Below are 17,440 nucleotides of genomic sequence, written 5' to 3' on the forward strand. Positions count from 1 at the left end.
TCGCCGGATTGCGCCTGTTCCGCTTCGCGGCTACGCCTGCGTCCGCCAGCCAGCATCGAGGTGTCATATGGAAGACCGCGTTCGTATCCGCTCGGAAGAGGTTCTCTCCGACGACTGGGCGGTCCTGAAAAAGACCGTGCTCGACTATCGCCGGCGTGACGGTCAATGGGAGACGCAGGTCCGCCAGACCTATGATCGCGGCGACGGCGCGGTGATCCTGCCCTATGACCCCCAGCGTTCGACTGTGCTTCTGGTGCGCCAGTTCCGTTATCCCGCCTATGTCACCGGCCACCGCGAGCCGCTGATCGAGGCCTGCGCCGGCTTGCTGGACGAAAACGATCCGGAAACCGCCATCCGCAAGGAAGCCGAGGAAGAACTGGGTTACCGGTTGAAGGACATCGAGCGGCTGTTTTCGCCTTATATGAGCCCGGGCAGCGTCACCGAGCGGCTCTGGTTCTTCGTCGCGCGCTACTCGCCCGCCGACCGCATCTCGGCCGGCGGCGGCGCTCCGGAGGAGGGCGAGGACATCGAGGTCCTGGAAATGCCGCTCGACGAAGCGCTGGCCGGCATCGCCGATGGCCGCATTGTCGATGCCAAGACCATCATCCTGATCCAGCACCTGAAGCTGAATCCGGTGACGGCTTGATCAGAGACCGAGCGATCTCAATTCAGCCCGCGTGACCCAACAGTCGGGTGGTGGCCGCGTCACGATGATGTTCGGAATTAACGCGATCGACGCCTTCGACGGTTATGGCGAACGTGCCGTTTTCCGTCCTGGCTATCCAGCCCTTCGCTTTCAGATACCAGAGGTGAAACTCGAGGTGCTCTTGCGGACAGCCTGACATTCGTTCGAGTTCTTCATCGCCTATCCCGGGATGATTGACGTCCTGCCGGCGTTTTACATACAACAGTGACAGCACTTTGGCTTGAATGACGGAATCTCGATCGAAGCCCTTTGTGTTGCTCGCCTCATCGGTCAGCTCGGCCCGGTGGTTCAAATGCGCCTTGTACTGAATGTCGTATTGCGCACGCTTGACCGGATCCTTGAGCGTGTTGTGAGCCTCAAGAATATCGCTGAAGCGTGACTCGTTCCCAGTCACTTGGTTGTCGGGGTGGTAGCGCATGGCAAAATGCCGAAAAATGCGTTCTATCGTTTCCGAATTGGCATTCGGACTGATTTCCAGCATTTCGTAGAAGTCGATGAACATACCTGGCTTCCCCATGCCATTTTCGCCGTCTGTGTCTCAGCGTCAGGTGACAATTTTGGCGACGACCATAGAGTATATATTTCACGATTTACTAATGTGCCGAGCGTACAAAGGGTCAGATACACGAATTAAGCGAAAACGTCAGACCTTTGCGTCCTGAGCTGCAGACCTTGGTCTGGTAGCATTTCGCTCGTCGGAGGCGGCTTGCCATGACCGATAAACCTTCTGAACCTCCAGTAGAGCGTCGAACGCACTTACGCGAGGTGGTTTTGAAGGAGGCGTTCATAATCACGCAGGATGGCGAAATAGGCTGCGCCGTCAGAAACCAGCATGAGCATGGCGCCGAGTTGCGTGTCGCTGCGGGGGTTGAAGTGCCAAATACCTTCCGGCTGCGCGTGCCGTTGGACGGTGCGACTTATCGAGCGGAAGTGCGCTGGAGAAAGGGCGAGCGACTGGGCATCCAGATCCACGGCAATTTCTCGCTGAAGATCACCTAAAGGCGGTAAGCCGGTTGATATGAGGGCACCCAGCACTGCGTTGCCGGTGGCTTTCGTCGTCTCGCATCCCGCCGCCATCTCATCAATTCTGACGTTGTCGCCGATCGCTTGCTATATATTAGAGCGAGCGCATATTATGCCTTGGGGACCAGGGCGGGGAATTGAGAATGTGCTACACCTGTGATGGCAAAGCGGTCGACCGGAGGGATTTCCTCAAAGTCGGCGCGGGGCTCGTTGCGTTCGGCGTTGGTGGGGCCACATGGTCGGCGCGCGCGGCCCAAGGTGCGGTGACCGCGCTGAGCCTCGATGACGCGCTCGCCGCACTGAAATCCGGCAACGAACGCTACGTCGGTCACCCGGAACTCTGCTCGATAGACCTTGCCGCGCAGCGGAATGCTGTTGCCGCACACCAGGCGCCCTGGGCCACGATCATCAGTTGCGCCGACAGTCGCGTTCCGCCTGAACTGATCTTCGGCGGTCACGGCGTTGGAGAGCTGTTCGTCGCCCGGAATGCTGGCAACCTCGTCGACACTGCCACGCTCGGCACGGTCGAATACGGGGCAGCGGTGCTCGGCTCGCCCTTGATCGTTGTTCTCGCGCACACAAACTGCGGCGCCGTCAAGGCGGCGTGCGACGTGGTGACCAAGAACGCGACCTATCCTGGCGCGATCGGTCCGATGATCGAACCGATCCTGCCCGCGGCGATAGCAGCGCGGAGCGAAGCGGGTGATTTCGTCGACAACACCGCCAAGGAAAGCCCACGGAGGACCGCGAGGCGACTGGCCGCCTCGAGCAAGGTGCTGGCCGGCCTCATCAAGGCGGGGAAGCTGAAGATAGTCGCGGCAATCTATGACTTGCAAACGGGTGCGGTGACTTACATCGAATGACACACCCGTCATCGAGATCGAAGGCTCTGGGGGCCTCGATGCGTCGGCGTCTGGTTTGGCTTGCCTTCCGTGGGGCGGTGACGGCCACCTATCTCGGCTACAAGGGGCGCGGCAGGCGTTCGGCAGGGCGCAAGGACGCGCCGGAATAGTGATGGCGGTCATCAACTGACGCCTTGCCATTGCCAATCGGAATGAGCGGCATGCGCGAAGCTTTCATCGCAATGGTAATCTTCCTATGCCTGACCGTGGCCGCGCTCGCCAGCACGGCGATATGGCCAAAATTGCCAGCCAAACATCGTGATGACGACACGAACACCGTGGTTCGGCACGCCGCGAACCTGTTCGGGGTCATGACCTCGCTGATGCTCGGCCTGATGATCAACTCGGCCAGGAACACCTTCGAATCGATCGACCGCAACGTGCACGCCTATGCGACCGAATTGATCCTTCTCGACAGGACCTTGCGCCAGTATGGCCCGCAAACCGACACGGTACGCCAGCCGCTGGTCGTCTATGTGCAGCGCGTGGCGGGTGATTCTTCGCCCACCAGCGAGACGCTGGTCGCCGCCAACCGGCTCTCTGAGCAGTTGCTGGCGGAAATCGGCACCCGGCTGAGTGCGCTGGCGCCGACCGACGATGCGCATGGCTTCATTGTGCAGGACGCCCGCCAGCATTTGCAGAAAGTGCTGGAGTTGCGCTGGGTGCTGATTGAGCAGTCGGAGGGCACAATTCCGGTGCCTCTGATCACGCTCCTGGTTACCTGGCTGGTGCTGATCTTCGCCAGCTTCGGCTTCAGGGCGCCACGCAATACGATCACCGTTTCGACCTACGCGGCATCGGCGGCTTTGGTTGCCGGGGCGATCTACCTGATCTTCGACATGGACGTGGCTTTTTCCGGCCCGATCCAGATTTCAATGGCCCCGATGGAGAGGGCGCTGTCCGAGTTACAGCAGTGATCCGCAGCAGTGGCACGCGGCTAAATGATGCTGCGGCGGTTCAACAGAGAAAATCAAAACAAATCTGAAGACTTTTTCTGGTGCGGACGACGGGAATCGAACCCGTACGATCAGAGATCGAGGGATTTTAAGTCCCTTGCGTCTACCAATTCCGCCACGTCCGCAGGCACGTCCTTTTCAGATGCCAGACACAGCCCGTCAAGTCGTGTTCTGCGGTGGCCGAACGCGCACCCAGAGGAGGTGGCATAACGATACTGGCGCGATCGCGGAATTATGCGCGCCGCGCGCATCGGTAAACATCTGCGTGGCGGATCCGATCCGCCTAGGCCGGCGCCTCTCAGGCCAACCCATCCCCCCGCCCACTTGGGGGCGCCGGCCGCCCCCTTTCCAGCGAGTGGCTGCGGCCGTTGTAAGCCAGGGCCGAAAACGTTGCCCGTGGAACTACGTTCAGAATTTATAGCTGAGATTGATGCCGACCGTGTTCAGTTTCACGCTCTGATCGCGGTCGTTGAAGGGGGCTGGCGCCTCGTGGTTCTCTGAGCCGAAGTCGTAGTAGCGATATTGCGCGCCGACGACGAACTTGTCTGTCAGCGCGTAGTCGACGCCTGCGCCCACGGTCCAGCCGACATTTGTGCCCGAGTTGTCGAACCCTGGCCCCGAGGTCTGCGACGTCTCGATGCCGGCAAAGGCAATGCCGCCGATGCCATAGACCAGCAGGCGGTCCATGGCGAAGCCGGCCTTGGCGTTGACCGACCCGAACCATTTGATGTCGGCGCCGAATGTATCTCCCAGGCCCGATTGCGCCGTGCCGTCGACCGAGGAATAGTTGAGATCCGCCTCGGCGCCCAGCACTGCCTGATCGAACTGCCAGAGGCCGGCGACATGGCCGCCTACGAACCCACCGCCGACGTCCGGCGTGATGGAAAACGGCGCGCCTTCCGTTGTGGTGATCTCGGAGCGGCCCCAGCCATATCCTGCCTGCAGGCCCGCATAGTAGCCGGTCCAGTCGAAGCCAGGCGCGGTCATCGGCACATCGACTGTCGCGTCGGCAGCAAATGCCGGCAAGGACAGGGCAAGAAGACCGGCACTTGCGACCATCAGGCGACGCATCGAACTCCCCGAGAAGAGTCATAGATCCCAGGTCGGAGCCTAACCTGATTTGCGGCAAAACGGAATCGGATTTCTGCAAACGCGGTTAGCGTCCTCGCGGGTCTCAAGGAGTCGGCGGGTAGCGCCCTGCCGCGATTGCGGTGGCGCGCGCCTCGTGCGAAACACCGCCATCGTGAGAGGATCCTTCATGCGCATCTTGTTCCGCTTGGTCGCGGCCGTCGCGGCGGTGGTGCTGGTCGGTCAGGCCGCGGTGGCCGAACCACTGACGCTCATCATTGCCAAGGCCGTGGCCGTTCCCGATTCAGTTTCGGGGCAGGCCAAGCTCAGCCTGAAGCTCACTCCCGTGAAACCCGGGTAATCCGGCAATCTCCAGGCAAATCCATTCTTCCTCGCTGGCCAAAACGCCGTCGGCTTGGCACAGTCGGACAAACAGGAGTCTTTGATGACCAGGAAGCCGCCCGTCCGCGCGACGAAACCCAAACCGTGGACCGAAATGGCGACCGATCTGGTCGATGTCGCGATGGGCCGCAAACCCGCCGATCTGGTCATCCGCAACGGGCGCTGGGTGAACGTCCATTCGGGCGAGATCATCGCCGGCACCGACATCGCCATATCGGGCGGCCGCTTCGCCTATTGCGGGCCGAATGCCAGCCATACGATCGGGCAGGGCACCAAGGTGGCCGACGCCGGCGGCCGCTACCTCGTGCCCGGCCTTTGCGACGCGCACATGCATGTCGAGAGCAGCATGGTCACAGTCACCGAATTCTGCCGCGCCGTCATCCCGCACGGCACCACCTCGATGTTCATCGATCCGCACGAGATCGCCAATGTGCTGGGCCTGCCGGGCGTGCGGCTGATGCATGACGAGGCGGTGGCCATGCCCATCAACGTGCATGTGCAGATGCCATCCTGCGTCCCCTCGGCGCCGGGGCTGGAACACGCCGGCGCTGAACTGACGGTCGCCGATGTCGCGGAAGCAATGAGCTGGGAAAACATCATCGGGCTCGGCGAAGTGATGAATTTCCCCGGCGTCGCCGCCAACGATCCCGTCATGTCGGGCGAGATCGCCGCCACGGTTCAGGCTGGCAAGACGGTTGGCGGCCACTATGCCTCGCGTGACCTTGGCTTGCCGTTCCATGGCTACGTCGCCGGCGGCCCAGAGGACGACCACGAAGGCACGCGGGGCGAGGATGCCATCGCGCGCGTGCGCCAGGGCATGAAGGCGATGCTGCGGCTGGGCTCGGCCTGGTACGACGTTGCCTCTCAGATCAAGGCGGTGACGGAGAGCGGCATTGATCCGCGCAATTTCATCCTCTGCACCGACGACAGCCACTCCGGCACTCTTGTCCAGGACGGCCACATGGACCGGGTGGTGCGCCACGCCATCCAGCAGGGGCTGAAGCCGGTGACCGCGATCCAGATGGCAACGCTCAACACCGCTCAGCATTTCAAACTGGAACGCGAGATCGGTTCGATCGCGCCGGGGCGGTTGGCCGACCTGCTGGTCGTCTCCGATCTCGCCGCAATGAGCATCGACGAGGTCTATGCGCGCGGCGTCGGGCTGGCCAAGGGCGGCAAGCTCGACATCGAGATCCCGGCCTATGATTATCCGAAGACGGCGAAGAACACCGTCAAGTTGGGCAAGGAACTGAAGGCCGGCGATTTCGATATCACGGCACCCAAGGGCGCCAACGAGGTGCGGGTGCGGGTGATCGGCGTCATCGAGAACCAGGCACCCACGCGGGCTCTGGAGGCCGATCTGCCGGTCGAGGACGGGCTGGTCGCGATGGACCGCCGCAACGACGTCTGTCAGATCGCGTTGGTCGAACGGCACAGGGGCACGGGTGGCGTCACCAATGCCTTCGTCTCCGGTTTCGGTTACATGGCCGACTGCGCCATGGCCTCCAGCGTCGCCCATGACGCCCATCACATCATCTGCGTTGGCACCAACAAGCAGGACATGGCGCTGGCCGTGAACCGACTGGGCGAAGTCGGCGGCGGGGTCGTGCTGTTCTCCAGGGGCAAGGAACTGGCGCTGGTCGAAATGCCGATCGCCGGACTGATGTCGGACGAGCGGGCCGAGGTCGTCGCCGCCAAGGCCGAGAAACTGACCGAGGCGATGCGCAAGATGGGTTGTTCCCTGAACAATGCCTACATGCAGCACTCGCTGCTGGCGCTGGTGGTCATTCCCGAGCTCAGGATTTCCGACGTCGGCCTGATCGACGTGACGACGTTCCAGAAGGTCGATCTGTTCGTCTGAGACCAGCCGTCCGCTCGTGGCTGCTCAGCCGCCGGTGGCGATGGTCAGCACCTTGAACGGCGTCGTGATGATGACTTCGGCGGCGGAGCCGACGACCTTTCCCAGGCCCTGACCGATATTGGCGAGCTGTGCCGGGTTCTCGTCCGCGGCGAGCCCGGCCGGCGTGCGCAGCCGGTCGCCCAGCAATTGCACCAGGAACGGGTTGTCCGCGAATTTCGCGTGGTTGAGGCCACCGTCACCGCCTTTCGTTTTGGTCAGATCGACCACCGACACGCCATAGGAGGCGAGATCGGCGGCATCGCCATAGTCGCCGACGCGCGGTTTGTCGCCGGAGATGAACGAGGACAATTTGAGCGCCCGGTCGTCGCCCGAAAGCAGCACGGCGAACGGCTTGTTGGGTTTGCCATAACGGATCATCTGCTTCTTGAACACGTCGACATCGATGTCCGGTGAGGCAAGGATGACATAACCCAGCTTGCCGCCGAGATCGCGGTCGCCGGTGATGGCAAGTTGGCGCAGCGCCTCCATCGTCAGCCAGGTTCCCATCGAATGGGCGATGATGTCGATGCTCTTGACGCGCGTCTTGGCGAGCATCCTGAGCGTTGCCTCGAGATCGTCCCGGGCGGCGGTGGAACTGTCCTTGTCGTAGATGTATCCCGTCGTCTTGGCGCTCGACGCCCATGAGAACAGCACCGGAGTGCCCGGATATTTGGTGTCGTGGGCGATCTGCGTCAGCCGGTAGATGCCGTCGTCGAAACCATTGTTGAAGCCATGCACGAAAACCAGCGCCCGGTCGCCGCGCATGGCGATGTCGGCGCCGACCGCCTTGGCGAATTGCGGCGCGCCTTCGTAGAAGGTGACGTCCGTGGCCGCAAAATCCTTGGCCGGATTGCTGTTGGCGGAACCCTTGGCGCGCTCGATGTTGCCGACCTGATGGCTCTTCGGAACCGTGACATCGACCCGCGCGAAACTGGTGGTCAGGGAACGGTCGCCGTCGAAGACCTGTCGCGGGTCCTTCACCGCTTTCTGGCGGGTGGTGGCGACAAATATCTCATGGGTGGCCGCAATATCGGATGCCGGTACGGTGACCGTCGTCTTGTTGAGCAGATCATGCGTATTTCCGGCGCAGCCAGCGACCAGCAGCGCGAACGCGACGACACCGAAACTCTTCAAGCCCAAGGCCACGCGTCGGCTCCCGCATAGGGGGACGTCAAACGCATGACGTCGCTCGATACTCCGATAAGGCCAGAGGCGGGCGCGGTCCAGTTCAAAGTGAGCCGATCGTTCGGCGATGCTGAACAGGCACGGCGAAATCCGCTGCGCCGCATCTACTGCCCAAGCAGGCTGATGCGGTCGGTCACGTCCCGGTCGCTGGCGAAACCATCGTCCTCGCGCAGCCGCTGGCCGATCATCTTCACCAGTGCCGGATTGTCGGCGAATTTCGTGTGGTTGAAGCTGTCGCTGCCCTTGACCTTGGAGAGATCGACGACCGTCACGCCATAGGAGGCAAGGTCCGCGGCATCCTTGTAGTCGCCGACGCGTGGGCGCGAGCCGGCGATCAGGCCGGACAATCTCAGCGCGCGATCGTCATCAGACAACAGCAGGATGAACGGCTTGTCGGGCTTGCCATAGCGGCGCATCTGGCTCTTGAACACATCGACGTCGATGTCGGGAGAGGCGAGCACCACGTCGCCGAGCTTGCCGCCGAGGTCGCGGTCACCGGTGATGGCGAGCTGGCGCAGTGTCTCCATCGTCACCCAGGTTCCCATCGAATGGGCGACGATGTCGATGCGCCGCGCGCCGCTCTGCGCCAGCATGCGCAACGTCACTTCGAGCTGGTCGCGGGCGGCACTGGCACTTTCCTTGTCATAGACATAGTCGGTGGTCTTGGCTCCCGAGGCCCACGAGAACAGCACCGGCGTTCCCGGATAACCGGAATCGTGGACGATCTGGGTCAAGCGGTAGACGGCGTCGTCGAAGCCGGTGTTGTAGCCGTGGACGAAGACCATGACGCGGCCGCCGCGTGCCGCTATGTCGGCGCTGAGCGCGCTGGCGAATTTCGGCTGCGTGTCGTAGCCGACGACTTCGGAAGCCATGAAATACTTGGCCGGATCGTTCGATTTGCCGCGTGAGCGCCGCTCGATCTGCCCGGTCTGGTGGAGACCGGGAACGGTGACGTTGACGCGGGCGTAGTTCAGCGTCGCCGAGCGTTCGCCGTCGAAAACCTTGTTTGGATCGTCGGAGGCCTTACGGGTCGTGGCAATGAAGATCGAGTGGTTGCCTGCGATTTCCGTCACCGGCGCGGACATGACCGCGCTGCCGAGCAGTTCCTCGGTTTTGCGGCCGCCGCAGCCCGCCACCAGCAGCGCAAGCGCAAGAATGCAAATCGTCTTCAAATGCACGTCAAAAATCCACTCGAGCCCAAAAAGGGCCAATCCACCCTCCGCGATATCTCCCCAGCAGGCGAAGTGCGGCGGAAGTAAGTCGTGTCCAGCCAAAATGCGGTCGGCGCCTCGCGACCGCGGGCGCAGTGTTGCGCGAAAGCCAAAGCGGGTGGCAAGGCCGCAACGTCGCACAAGTCAGGCACCTGCAACTGGCCGGATGTCGAACTTCCGCGTCCACCAATGCGCGGCTCAGCGCGACGAAGAGGCATGAACAAACGTCCCCAAGTGCTTGCTAGCATTTCGGGAAGGCGCCGTTGCGGGCACGGGCTCGACCGGGCAATGGTCTTGCGGGGCCGGATGTGTAATAGGGTTCTCCTCTAACTCGCCCGCGGGCGATCCCGGGATGATCTTGCCATGACCAGCTTTTCCTCGCGCGTCGCCACCGCCGCCTCCGCGATCCGCCAGATCTTCCCGGAAACGCCGCTGCAGGAAAATGACTATCTGTCGAAGAAGACCGGCGCGCGGGTGCTGCTGAAGCGCGAGGATTTGAGCCCCGTGCGCTCCTACAAGATCCGTGGCGCCTTCAACTTCTTCCGCAAGGCGCTTGGCGAAGGCAACCAGGCCGAGCTGTTTGTCTGTGCGTCCGCCGGCAACCACGCGCAGGGCTTCGCCTTCGTCTGCCGCCATTTCGGCAAGAAGGGCGTGGTGTTCATGCCGGTGACGACGCCGCAGCAGAAGATCGACAAGACCAGGCTGTTTGGCGGCGATTTCGTCGAGATCAGGCTGGTCGGCGATTTCTTCGACGACTGCTACCGCGCCGCCTTCGAATTCACCGAAAGATCCGGTGCCCACATGGTGCCGCCCTTCGATCACAAGGATATCATCGAGGGTCAGGCGACGGTCGCCTACGAGATCGCGGACCAGATGCCGGGCGGGCGCATGCCCGACATCGTCATGCTGCCGGTGGGTGGCGGCGGGCTCGCCGCCGGGGTGACGCACTATTTCGCCGATCAGGGCCGCGAGGCGCGTTTCGTCTTCTGCGAGCCGGCCGGCGCGCCGAGCCTGCGCGAGAGCCTCGCCGCGGGAAAACGGCTGAAGCTCGCCAAGGTCGACAACTTCGTCGACGGCGCGGCGGTCGCCGAGATCGGCCGCGAACCTTTGCGCTATCTCAAGGAGTTTGCCGCCGACAGCGTGCGGCTCATCCCGGAAAACCGGCTCTGCGCGACCATGATCGAGATGCTCAACATCGAAGGCGTGGTCCTGGAGCCCGCCGGCGCGCTGGCGATCGACGCGCTGAAGGATTTTTCCAGGAAGGAGATCAGGGGCAAGACCATCGTCGCCGTGGTGTCTGGGGGCAATTTCGATTTCGAGCGGCTGCCGGACGTCAAGGAAAGGGCGCTGCGCTTCGAGGGCCTGAAGAAATACTTCATCATCCGTTTTCCGCAGCGGCCGGGCGCGCTGCGCGACTTCCTCGACATGCTGGGTCCCGACGACGACATCGCCCGCTTCGAATATCTGAAGAAGTCGGCGCGCAATTTCGGCTCGGTGCTGATCGGCATCGAAACCAAGGATCGGCGCAATTTCGATCTCCTTGAGGCAAATTTCGAGGCCGAGGGCGTCCAGTATCAGGACATCACCGAAAACGAGACATTGGCCGGGTTCATCATATGAGCGGAAAGATCTTCATCGCCCTGTTTTCCGGCATCAATGTCGGCGGCAACCGCATCGTCAAGATGGCGGAGTTGCGGGCCTTCTTCGAGGATCTCGGCTTTTCCGATGTCGCCACCTATGTGCAGAGCGGCAATGTCGTGTTCCGGGCCGACAAGGGTGATGCGGCCGCGCTGACCAAACGGATCGAGGCGGCCTTCGAGACAAAATGGGGTTTCCATTCGCGCATCATGGTGCGCGATTTCGAATGGTTCGAAAGGCTGGTGCGCGAAAATCCATATCCGGAAGCGGCCGCCGACCACACAAAGCTCCACGCCTATGCGCTGGAGCGTGAGCCGACCGCCGACGAGGTGGCGCGGTTGGCGGAAAAGTGCACTCGTCCCGAGCGTTTCGAGGTCAAGGGCGACGTGCTCTACCTCAGCGCGCCGGACGGGCTCGGCAAATCGGTGTTCGCCAACCTCATTCCGCGCACGTTGAAAGTGCCGGGCACGGCACGCAATTGGCGTTCGGTGCTGGCGCTGCTGGAGATGGCGGGCAAGTCCGGCAGCGATTGATCCGTGCGTCTCGCCGGAAATGCGGGGCGGCGACACGCATGAACGAACTACGCCGCCTCGGCGCGTTTCCACTCGAAGGCCAGTTCTTCGCGGAACGCAAAGCGCTTGATGTGGTCGGCAACGACGCTTTCGAGGCGCTCGATCGAAGCGGGCTCGTCGGTCGATACCGTGATGTGCAGCGCTGCCCCGTCGGCGTTCATGACCGTACGGCCGAGTGAAAGGTCGATGATGCCGTGGTTGGGGTCGAATTCGACTGGAAACTTGTGCGCCCAATGCTTGCACAGCTGTTGCAGATAGCGGCTTGCATGGGCCGTGGCGACATTGGCATGGCTTGTCGGCATGAAGGTTCTCCGAAGCTCAATCTCATGACGAGGCGCCGCTCTTCCGGGCAGGCGCCATGGCTGCATAGATAGGCACAACCTCGCCAAACACCATCGAGTAGCCGCCGGCCACTCGAAAAGGTGATCGATTACCAGCTTCCGGTATTCGCCATCGATGCCCACGGCTCGGCCTTGGCCTTCGCTGGGCCTTTTTGCAGAAGCTCGATGGAGATGCCGTCAGGCGACTTGATGAAAGCCATGTTGCCGTCGCGCGGCGGCCGGTTGATGGTGACGCCATTGTCCATCAGATGCTGGCAAGTGGCGTAGATATCGTCGACCTCATAGGCGAGGTGACCGAAATTGCGCCCGCCCTTGTAGTCTTCCGGATCCCAATTGTAGGTGAGTTCGACCAGCGGCGCCTTCTCGTTGATGCCGCTCTGCTCGTCTTCCGAAGCGGCCAGGAAGATCAGCGTGAAGCGGCCCTGCTCGTTTTCATAGCGGCGAACTTCCTTCAGGCCGAGCTTGTTGCAGTAGAAATCGAGTGAGGCATCGACATCGGCGACGCGGACCATGGTGTGCAGATAGCGCATGTGTTTTCCTCGATCTGTTGGGTTGCGGCGCAACATAGGGTCGGCCCGGTCAAAGGGCAATCGTGAGGCGGCAAGCGGTGCCGGCAAAGAACAAATCCGGTATTCCCGCAATGAACCGTGAAAAAAGGCACGTCAGGTCTTGCACACACCGGAAGCCGCGGTGTTAATCTGGTGTCAAGAATCAGTTGCGGTGTTCTTGAATAAAGGGGGCATTCTTATGGGGGAAAAGGCCTCTTTGACGGGGCGGGCCAATACCCTTGGCGACGCTTTGTCTCACGACGAAGGCGGCGACGCCGACCTGGCCGAGATTGCCGGCGCCATCAAATGGTTCGATGTGGCCAAGGGCTATGGCTTTATCCTTCCCGATGACGGTGTTTCGGGCGATATCCTCCTCCATGTGACTTGCCTTCGACGGGACGGCTTCCAGACTGCCCTGGAAGGCGCGCGCGTGGTCTGCCTTGTCAAGCAGGGTGAGCGCGGGCTGCAGGCGTTCCGTGTGCTTTCCATGGATGTCACCACCGCCGTCCATCCCGCGGAAATGCAGGAACAGCGCACCCACGTCTCGGTGACTCCGGAGAGCGGGCTCGAACGCGCTTTGGTCAAATGGTTCAACCGCACCAAGGGGTTTGGTTTTCTGACGCGCGGCGAGGGCACCGAGGACATTTTCGTCCATATGGAAACCTTGCGGCGCTACGGCATCACCGAGCTTCGGCCAGGGCAGGTCGTGCTTGTCCGTTTCGGCCGCGGTGACAAAGGCCTTATGGCCGCCGAAATTCACCCCGATATGGGCACCTTGCCGGTCTCGCATTAGGGCGATCCGGCCGAGGATTTCATATGACACACAGGAACGGGCTGACGGCGGGCGTGATGTGCGCTGTGGCTGCCGTCATGGTCGCCGCCGCCGCATTCTTCTATTTCCAGGTACCCAGCGCGGCCGATGGCCGGGCCATGATCCTTCCCGTCGATCCCGCGCCGCTGGTTGTGGCGACGAAAAGCGGAGATCGCTCGTTTTCCATTGAAGTCGCCGACACCGACGCGGAGCGGGAGGCCGGGCTGATGTATCGCCAGGAGATGGCGGACGACCATGGCATGCTGTTCGTTTTTCCGATCCAGCAACAGGTCGGCTTCTGGATGAAGAACACGCCGATGCCGCTTGACCTGATCTTTATTGGTCAGGACGGCAAGATCCGGGCTGTCAAACAGGGCGTACCGCAGTCCGAGGCCGTCATTTCACCTGGCGTACCCGTGCGTTTCGTACTTGAACTCAAGGCCGGCACGGCCGCCAGGAACGGCATCGAATATGGCAATCTGTTGAGCCATCCGGCCATCGGCACGGTCTCCGGTCCGAGCTCGCCGCCGGCGGACAAGGGCGATGCGCCAAGTGGCGGCGGCTGAATGCCGATGGTGGTGTAGCCGATGCAGTTTTTCTCTCATGACGGGTTCGATCTAGCCTTCCTCGACCGCCAGCCGGCATCTGGCGAGGGCGATCCGGTGCTCATGATCCACGGCTTTGCTTCGAGCCATTATGTCAACTGGGTGTCGCCCGGCTGGTTCAAGACGCTCAACGATGCCGGCTACCGCGCCATTGCCTTCGACAATCGCGGCCACGGCTCGTCATCCAAGAGCTATGAGGAGGCCGACTATACACCGGCGAAAATGGCTTCGGACGCGGCAGCCCTGCTCGGTCATCTCGGCATCGAGCGCGCCCATGTCATGGGTTATTCGATGGGCGCGCGCATCGCGGCCTTCCTGGCACTGTCCGACCCGGACAAGGTGGCGACGCTGGTTTTTGGTGGCCTCGGCATCGGCATGATCGATGGAGTAGGCGATTGGGATCCGATCGCGGCCGCCCTTCTGGCCGAGGATCCGGCTGCGACCACCCATCCGCGCGGTCGCTCTTTTCGCGCCTTCGCCGACCAGACCCGCAGCGACCGCCGGGCGCTTGCCGCCTGCATCGTGACCTCACGGGAACTGCTTGATGAGCAGGATATTGCCCGCATCGCCCAGCCGACGCTGATCGCGGTCGGTACCACCGACGACATTGGCGGATCGCCGGACGAGCTTGCGGCGCTGATGCCGAACGCCAGGGCCTTCCACATCGCGGGCAGGGACCATATGCTGGCCGTCGGGGACAAGACCTTCAAGCAGCGCGTACTGGAGTTTTATGCCGAAAATCCGCTCTGAGGCTCCGGCGTTCGGGGACGAGCGTCTCGGGTCGCGAAAATGATCTAAATCAGGTCAAGGCCTGCAGCGACCGCGCCATGTTCCGCCTTGCCTGCGGCTCGAAGCGCTGCCGGAACTCCTGCGTGTGAAAAATATGCGGGCGGGCAAGGAAGCTTTTCAGCACCGCACCGCGGCCGGCACGCCACATAGGCTCTTCCACCCAGCCATATTCGTGGCGAACCGCGCGTTCATAGGCGTCGAATGCATCCGGTGCGGCACCCAGGATCGAAAGATCCATGTCGAGGAACAAGCTGGCGTCGCGCGTCGCCGCAACGTCGTCGAACAGCGGCACCTGGTGCGTGGCGGTGGCGAGGATCATTGCGCTGACGTGGCTCAGCCGCCCGGCATCGATGCGGCCGGCGAGCTTTTGCTCGGCAAGGGCGGCACTTTGCGCCTCATTGTCCTTGGCCCTGCTATCGTAGACGGCGTCGTGGAACCAGATCGCCGCTTCGACGGCCTCGGGGTCGTCCAGAAGCGTTCGATAGTCGCCGGCCAGACCCAGCATCGCTTCGATGTGGGCGAGGTTGTGATAGTGGCGATCGCCGGCCTTGTAGAGGACCGAAAGCTCGGTTTTAAGGGCATCGTCGATCAAGGGTTCGTTTTCCATGGCTGCTTGAATTCCCGCGAACCAAATCCATTTGACACAGCACTAAGGAAAATTGAGTTCAATCATGCTATGAACTGGCTTATATGTGCGGCCAGATGGCAGGCAGACTAGCAGGACGCAGGACGAGACGTCGATGAACAGCATCAGCATTTCCCGCCAAAGCGCATTGCAGCCGGTCGACCCGATCTGGCGTTCGATCCGCGACGAAGCGATGGAAGCGGTCAACCGCGATCCCTTGCTGGCCGCGTTCCTCTATTCCACGATCCTCAACCAGGAGAGTCTGGAAGAGGCTGTCATCCATAGGATCGCGGAGCGGCTTGCCCATCAGGATATCGGCTCCGATCTCATCCGCCAGACCTTCAAGTCGATGCTCGCCGACGACAAGGACTGGCCGACCACGGTGCGCGTCGACATACAGGCTTACTATGACCGCGACCCGGCTTGCGACCGGTTCATCATGCCGGTGCTCTATTTCAAGGGCTTTCATGCCATCCAGACCCACCGGCTGGCGCATTGGCTGTGGAACCACGGCCGCAAGGATTTCGCGCTTTACCTGCAGAGCCGTTCGTCCGCGGTCTTCCAGACCGACATCAATCCGGCCGCGCGCATCGGCAAGGGCATCTTCATCGATCACGCCACCGGCCTCGTCGTCGGCGAGACGGCGGTTATCGAGGACGACGTTTCGATCCTGCATGGCGTGACGCTGGGCGGCACCGGCAAGGCCGGCGGCGACCGCCATCCCAAGATCCGCCACGGCGTGCTGATTGGCGCCGGCGCCAAGATTCTCGGTAACATCGAGATCGGCCATTGCTCAAAGATTGCCGCCGGATCGGTGGTGCTGTCGCCTGTGCCGCACAACAAGACGGTAGCCGGCGTGCCGGCCCGCGTGGTTGGCGAGACCGGCTGCGACCAGCCTTCGCGCCAGATGGACCAGCTTCTGCCGTCGCAGAAGATGGACCATGTCATCAGTTTCGATATCTGATTTGCCGGCAGTTGCCCCGCATGATTGCCCGGCAGCGCTGCCGCTTCCGGTGCAATAAGGCCGGCTTGCCTTTACATCGCCATTGTCGACGTGCCAGAAGCGCCGTTCAAACGAGCAAGCCGATGATCGGAGAAGACTGTTGAAGCCGGACGAAATCAGAAAGCTGGACGCCTATTTCAAGCGCGTCTTCCAGAACCCCAAGCTTGAGGTCAAGGCACGGCCGCGCAAGGAAGATTCGGCCGAGGTCTATGTCGGTGACGAATTCCTCGGCATCGTCTTCAAGGACGAGGACGACGGCGACTACAATTTCTCGATGGCGATCCTGGACATCGACCTGGCCTGAGCCCGCAATGCCACGGCAGGCCGCATCGAGCGCGGCCGGCCTCTTCTGCCTGTCAATGTCCGGTCTTTAGGATTCGCCCCGCCTTGGCCGTGATTGCCGCGTCTAGCGTCTGCCAGTCGTCAAGGAATTCCCTTGGGAAGCGATAGGTAAGGCTGAGATCGTCCCCGACATGGATATCCCGCTCGCAGGGCGCCAGCGATTCGCCGGCGCTCGGCCCACTGAGGCAGCGGGCCACGAAAGGGTCGGTGCCCGCGCGCTTGCCGACGACCAGCACCTCGTTCAGGTAGCCTGATTTCTCATTGAACCCGTAGACCGTCGTGCCGCCGGGGCCTGGTATGCCGGGCTGGATGATGAGCGCGCTGTAGATCGGCCCGAACCGGCCGCTCATGTCGCGCGACATCATCTGCTGCTCGAAGGACAGGAAAATGATGTTCCTGTTGGCTCCGGCGTGATTGAAATCATCGCGCGACGCCTCGCTGTAGCCGTCCATCTGGGGATAGCGCATATAAAGGTCGAGGCGCGTGGCGACGCCGTCGCGCCGGGCCTGCTCGAACCGGATGAAATTGGCCGGCACGGTGATGACGTTCTTGCCGATCACCACTTCGCGCACGGTCGCGTCGTCGGTGTAGCCGGCCATGGCAATGGAACGGCCGAACCATTTGCCGCCAAGGCTGATGGCTATCGACAGCAAGGCCAGAGCCGCGAACGCGTAGAACACCCGCTTCATCAGCATGGAATCGACCACGGTCAGTTTCGGGCCGTCGGCGATCGCTGCCTGCTTCATATCGGTCCTCGTTCCACCGCCAAACGGCCATCCGTGTGTCCGCGGTCCAAGTGTCCCTTGACGGCAC

Annotated in this window: 21 protein-coding genes and 1 tRNA gene; 13 read left to right on the plus strand and 9 right to left on the minus strand. The window is 62.1% G+C overall.

What is annotated here, in order from left to right:
* Nucleotides 1–67 precede the first annotated feature (67 nt).
* Nucleotides 68–646 (plus strand): NUDIX domain-containing protein, encoded by a 579-nt coding sequence (locus FJ936_RS18930; protein ID WP_023773121.1) that lies wholly within the window; start codon nt 68–70, stop codon nt 644–646.
* A gap of 22 nt (nt 647–668) precedes the next feature.
* Here the strand turns inward: FJ936_RS18930 and FJ936_RS18935 are convergent, their stop codons facing one another.
* Nucleotides 669–1,208, minus strand: a complete 540-nt coding sequence (locus FJ936_RS18935) for a J domain-containing protein (protein ID WP_015318076.1) — start codon at nt 1,206–1,208, stop codon at nt 669–671.
* Between the two features lie 209 nt (nt 1,209–1,417).
* On the opposite strand from FJ936_RS18935, the gene FJ936_RS18940 reads away from it, so the two are divergent.
* From FJ936_RS18940 to FJ936_RS18950, 3 genes are all read left to right on the plus strand, one after another.
* Entirely contained in the window at nt 1,418–1,705 is a 288-nt protein-coding gene (locus FJ936_RS18940; protein ID WP_140787467.1) for a PilZ domain-containing protein, read from the plus strand.
* A gap of 167 nt (nt 1,706–1,872) precedes the next feature.
* Nucleotides 1,873–2,592 carry a carbonic anhydrase gene (locus FJ936_RS18945; protein ID WP_141906859.1) on the plus strand — a complete coding sequence of 240 codons (720 nt, stop codon included), beginning with the start codon at nt 1,873–1,875 and terminating at the stop codon, nt 2,590–2,592.
* Between the two features lie 200 nt (nt 2,593–2,792).
* Nucleotides 2,793–3,548 (plus strand): DUF4239 domain-containing protein, encoded by a 756-nt coding sequence (locus tag FJ936_RS18950; RefSeq protein ID WP_015318073.1) that lies wholly within the window; start codon nt 2,793–2,795, stop codon nt 3,546–3,548.
* A 78-nt stretch (nt 3,549–3,626) separates the two neighbouring features.
* Here FJ936_RS18950 and FJ936_RS18955 read toward each other — a convergent pair.
* Together FJ936_RS18955 and FJ936_RS18960 are read right to left on the minus strand one after the other, a co-directional pair.
* A tRNA-Leu gene (locus FJ936_RS18955) sits at nt 3,627–3,712 on the minus strand.
* Nucleotides 3,713–3,995: 283 nt separating this feature from the next.
* Nucleotides 3,996–4,658, minus strand: a complete 663-nt coding sequence (locus tag FJ936_RS18960) for an outer membrane protein (protein ID WP_140787463.1) — start codon at nt 4,656–4,658, stop codon at nt 3,996–3,998.
* Between the two features lie 187 nt (nt 4,659–4,845).
* Here FJ936_RS18960 and FJ936_RS30540 point away from each other — a divergent pair, with 187 nt between their 5' ends.
* Both FJ936_RS30540 and ade read left to right on the plus strand, forming a co-directional pair.
* Nucleotides 4,846–5,016: a hypothetical protein gene (locus tag FJ936_RS30540; RefSeq protein ID WP_181171038.1), complete on the plus strand. Its 171-nt coding sequence runs from the start codon at nt 4,846–4,848 to the stop codon at nt 5,014–5,016.
* 84 nt (nt 5,017–5,100) lie between these two features.
* The gene (gene ade / locus FJ936_RS18965) at nt 5,101–6,918 is read left to right on the plus strand and encodes an adenine deaminase (RefSeq protein WP_140787461.1); all 1,818 of its coding nucleotides are present in this window, start codon (nt 5,101–5,103) and stop codon (nt 6,916–6,918) included.
* 24 nt (nt 6,919–6,942) lie between these two features.
* On the opposite strand, the gene FJ936_RS18970 is transcribed toward ade, so the two are convergent.
* Entirely contained in the window at nt 6,943–8,103 is a 1,161-nt protein-coding gene (locus tag FJ936_RS18970) for an alpha/beta hydrolase (RefSeq protein ID WP_140787459.1), read from the minus strand.
* A gap of 143 nt (nt 8,104–8,246) precedes the next feature.
* Entirely contained in the window at nt 8,247–9,320 is a 1,074-nt protein-coding gene (locus FJ936_RS18975; protein WP_083883249.1) for an alpha/beta hydrolase, read from the minus strand.
* 396 nt (nt 9,321–9,716) lie between these two features.
* Here FJ936_RS18975 and ilvA point away from each other — a divergent pair, with 396 nt between their 5' ends.
* Complete coding sequence (gene ilvA, locus FJ936_RS18980) at nt 9,717–10,973, plus strand: threonine ammonia-lyase IlvA (RefSeq protein ID WP_140665554.1); 1,257 nt, start codon at nt 9,717–9,719, stop codon at nt 10,971–10,973.
* The gene (locus tag FJ936_RS18985) at nt 10,970–11,524 is read left to right on the plus strand and encodes a DUF1697 domain-containing protein (RefSeq protein ID WP_140787457.1); all 555 of its coding nucleotides are present in this window, start codon (nt 10,970–10,972) and stop codon (nt 11,522–11,524) included. The genes ilvA and FJ936_RS18985 overlap by 4 nt, the downstream gene beginning before the upstream one ends.
* A gap of 47 nt (nt 11,525–11,571) precedes the next feature.
* Here FJ936_RS18985 and FJ936_RS18990 read toward each other — a convergent pair whose 3' ends face one another.
* Together FJ936_RS18990 and gloA are read right to left on the minus strand one after the other, a co-directional pair.
* Nucleotides 11,572–11,865, minus strand: a complete 294-nt coding sequence (locus FJ936_RS18990) for a DUF2218 domain-containing protein (protein WP_140787455.1) — start codon at nt 11,863–11,865, stop codon at nt 11,572–11,574.
* 128 nt (nt 11,866–11,993) lie between these two features.
* Nucleotides 11,994–12,434, minus strand: a complete 441-nt coding sequence (gloA, locus tag FJ936_RS18995) for a lactoylglutathione lyase (RefSeq protein ID WP_015318065.1) — start codon at nt 12,432–12,434, stop codon at nt 11,994–11,996.
* A gap of 217 nt (nt 12,435–12,651) precedes the next feature.
* Between gloA and FJ936_RS19000 the strand changes: the two genes are divergently transcribed.
* The 3 genes from FJ936_RS19000 to FJ936_RS19010 are packed head-to-tail and all read left to right on the plus strand — an operon-like array spanning nt 12,652 to nt 14,618.
* Complete coding sequence (locus FJ936_RS19000; RefSeq protein ID WP_015318064.1) at nt 12,652–13,245, plus strand: cold-shock protein; 594 nt, start codon at nt 12,652–12,654, stop codon at nt 13,243–13,245.
* A 23-nt stretch (nt 13,246–13,268) separates the two neighbouring features.
* Nucleotides 13,269–13,829: a DUF192 domain-containing protein gene (locus FJ936_RS19005; RefSeq protein ID WP_140665546.1), complete on the plus strand. Its 561-nt coding sequence runs from the start codon at nt 13,269–13,271 to the stop codon at nt 13,827–13,829.
* Between the two features lie 21 nt (nt 13,830–13,850).
* Nucleotides 13,851–14,618: an alpha/beta hydrolase gene (locus FJ936_RS19010; RefSeq protein WP_140787453.1), complete on the plus strand. Its 768-nt coding sequence runs from the start codon at nt 13,851–13,853 to the stop codon at nt 14,616–14,618.
* A gap of 49 nt (nt 14,619–14,667) precedes the next feature.
* Here FJ936_RS19010 and FJ936_RS19015 read toward each other — a convergent pair whose 3' ends face one another.
* Entirely contained in the window at nt 14,668–15,264 is a 597-nt protein-coding gene (locus FJ936_RS19015; protein WP_140787451.1) for a hypothetical protein, read from the minus strand.
* Between the two features lie 133 nt (nt 15,265–15,397).
* Here FJ936_RS19015 and cysE point away from each other — a divergent pair, with 133 nt between their 5' ends.
* Entirely contained in the window at nt 15,398–16,246 is an 849-nt protein-coding gene (gene cysE, locus FJ936_RS19020; RefSeq protein WP_015318060.1) for a serine O-acetyltransferase, read from the plus strand.
* 139 nt (nt 16,247–16,385) lie between these two features.
* A complete protein-coding gene (locus tag FJ936_RS19025) occupies nt 16,386–16,589 on the plus strand; it encodes a DUF3126 family protein (RefSeq protein ID WP_006200852.1) in 204 nt (67 codons plus the stop codon).
* Nucleotides 16,590–16,641: 52 nt separating this feature from the next.
* On the opposite strand, the gene FJ936_RS19030 is transcribed toward FJ936_RS19025, so the two are convergent.
* A complete protein-coding gene (locus FJ936_RS19030) occupies nt 16,642–17,373 on the minus strand; it encodes a hypothetical protein (protein ID WP_140823585.1) in 732 nt (243 codons plus the stop codon).
* Between the last annotated feature and the right edge of the window lie 67 nt (nt 17,374–17,440).

Source organism: Mesorhizobium sp. B2-4-13, assembly GCF_006658535.1.
Taxonomy (GTDB): Bacteria; Pseudomonadota; Alphaproteobacteria; order Rhizobiales; family Rhizobiaceae; genus Mesorhizobium; species Mesorhizobium australicum.